3 protein-coding genes and 1 tRNA gene are annotated in these 2,057 nt (G+C 71.0%); 1 reads left to right on the top strand and 3 read right to left on the bottom strand.

Features of this window, described 5'->3' with window-relative positions:
• Positions 1-5: 5 nt before the first annotated feature.
• Positions 6-413, bottom strand: a complete 408-nt coding sequence (gene pcaC, locus HF577_RS37090) for a 4-carboxymuconolactone decarboxylase (protein ID WP_169400667.1) — start codon at positions 411-413, stop codon at positions 6-8.
• Positions 414-539: 126 nt separating this feature from the next.
• Here pcaC and HF577_RS37085 point away from each other — a divergent pair, with 126 nt between their 5' ends.
• Positions 540-1,232 carry a TVP38/TMEM64 family protein gene (locus HF577_RS37085; RefSeq protein ID WP_169400666.1) on the top strand — a complete coding sequence of 231 codons (693 nt, stop codon included), beginning with the start codon at positions 540-542 and terminating at the stop codon, positions 1,230-1,232.
• Between the two features lie 38 nt (positions 1,233-1,270).
• Here HF577_RS37085 and HF577_RS37080 read toward each other — a convergent pair.
• A tRNA-Leu gene (locus HF577_RS37080) sits at positions 1,271-1,343 on the bottom strand.
• Positions 1,308-1,985 (bottom strand): transposase, encoded by a 678-nt coding sequence (locus tag HF577_RS37075; RefSeq protein WP_169400665.1) that lies wholly within the window; start codon positions 1,983-1,985, stop codon positions 1,308-1,310. The genes HF577_RS37080 and HF577_RS37075 overlap by 36 nt, the downstream gene beginning before the upstream one ends.
• Positions 1,986-2,057: the final 72 nt, after the last annotated feature.

Raw genomic sequence — 2,057 nt, 5'->3', positions numbered from 1 at the left:
ACAGGTCAGGAGGGCGGGGTTTCCTCGTTCAGGATGCGGCGGGCCACGCCGAAGGCCGAGTTGGCCGCGGGCACCCCGCAGTAGATCGCGCTCTGCAGCAGCACCTCGACGATCTCCGCCTTGGTGAGGCCGTTGCGCAGCGCGGCCCGCAGGTGCAGCTCCAGCTCGGCGTAGTGCCCGTGCGCGACGAGGGCGGTGATCGTGATCGCGCTGCGCATCCGCCGGTCGAGCCCCGGCCTGGTCCAGATGTGGCCCCACGCGTAGCGGGTGATCATCTCCTGGAACTCGGCCGTGATGTCGTCGGCACGGGACAGTGCCGCGTCGACGTGGTCGGGCCCGAGCACCTCGCGGCGCACGGCGAGCCCGTCCGGGTCGAGGTCGAGAGCGGGCGGTTGCGGCTGCTCGGTCGTCACGATCGTTCACGGTAGCCGCCGCGGCAGGAGCGGCTCGGTGACACCGTGGTGTCGCCCCGGTGGCCGGCTCGTGGCGCGTCACCCCGTGGTGACAGGCCGGCCGCGCCCGTCGGTACCGTCGGACACATGACATGGAGGAGGGTCGCCGCGGGCGCTGCCGTGCTGGTGGTCGCCGGTGTCGCCGTCTTCTTCCTGCGCGACGGGATCCCCGACGTGCGCCGGACCGTGCAGGACGCGGGCCTGTGGGCGCCGGTGCTGTTCGTGCTGCTCCAGGGGGCGGTCACCATCACGCCGGTGCCGCGCACGGTGTTCACCGTGGCCGCCGGGGTGCTGTTCGGTTCCGTACTGGGAGTGCTGCTCACCGTGGCCGGCACGGCGCTGGCCGCGGTGCTCGCCTACTGGCTGGTGCGGATGGTCGGCGGGCGGCTGGTGGAGCGGCATGCCCACCGGCGCGGGATCATGTGGATCCGCGAACGGCTCGACCACAGCGGGCTGCTCGCGGTGGTGTCCCTGCGCCTGATCCCGGCCGTGCCGTTCGCGGCGATGAACTACGCCTCCGCCCTCTCCGGCGTGCGGTTCCTGCCGTACCTGCTGGGCACGGTGCTCGGGGTGTTCCCCGGCACGATCGCGATCGTGGTGCTGGGGGACGCGGCGGTGGGTGGTAGCCCGCACCCCGCGATGTTCGCCGTGTCGGTGGTGTCCGGGCTGCTGGGGCTGGCCGGGGCGCTGGTGGTGGCGCGCCGCCACCCGGCCCCGGTGGAACCGGCTGCGGATCTGGATCCGGCGCAGCGCGAACCCGGCCTGGAACAGGCGGGATAGCCGCTGCCCCCGGGAGAGAGTTCGGTATAAGACCTATGTACCGGCGGTGGGATTCGAACCCACACTGGCGGGTTCCTAGGACCCGTGCCTCTGCCGTTGGGCTACGCCGGCTCGATTTCGCCCGCACCAAGTGTCGGTCAGGGCGTGACAGTTAGGACACAGGATACGTAGGTTCTCAAGTCGGTTGTCAGTGTGGTCACCGTTGACGTGATCGAGGGCGAGCGGCAAGCGCTTGCCGCGCCACTCCCGCAGGCCGCACTCTTGGCAGTGGTCGGGGAGCAGCCCAGCTGCGACGAGTCTGACGCGTAACGAGCTGGACCCCGCGGTGGAGCCCTGGACCAACAGCTCGTCCAGCGGCGTGAGACGTGTGGACGGCCGCTTCAGTCCGCGCGCCCAGCCCTGCCCCAGGAAATGGCTGGTGTCGAGGTCCAGGCGCCGGATGTGGGCGACGATGAAGCGGAACATGCCGCCGCTGGTGCTGTAGCCCAACCGCCTCAGCACCCCGTGCACCGAGGTCTCGAGGTGGACCGCCTCGATGAGCTCCTCGTCGCGGAAGCGCCGGGAGCTGCGGGGCGAACCTGCACCCGCGCGTGGCAGATGTGAGGCGTCCAGGCCGAGGCGGCGGATGTGCCTGCGGAGCACGTCGTACTTGCCCGGCTGCAGCCCGAGCAGCCGGCAGACCTCACTCAGGGTGCGGGCGGCGGCAACCGCCTCGGCGAGCTGCTCGTCGGTCCAACGTCGGGCACGGGGCATGAGGAGATCATATCGAACATACGTTCGAGAATTGTCCAGAACCGGCGATCTTCGGCCGGGCGGGGGTCAGGC

The sequence above is a fragment of the Pseudonocardia xinjiangensis genome (genome assembly GCF_012911925.1).
GTDB classification, from domain to species: domain Bacteria; phylum Actinomycetota; class Actinomycetes; order Mycobacteriales; family Pseudonocardiaceae; genus Pseudonocardia; species Pseudonocardia xinjiangensis.
The sequence above is the reverse complement of the archived record's forward strand: the minus strand, read 5'-3'. Positions and strand labels throughout refer to the sequence as shown.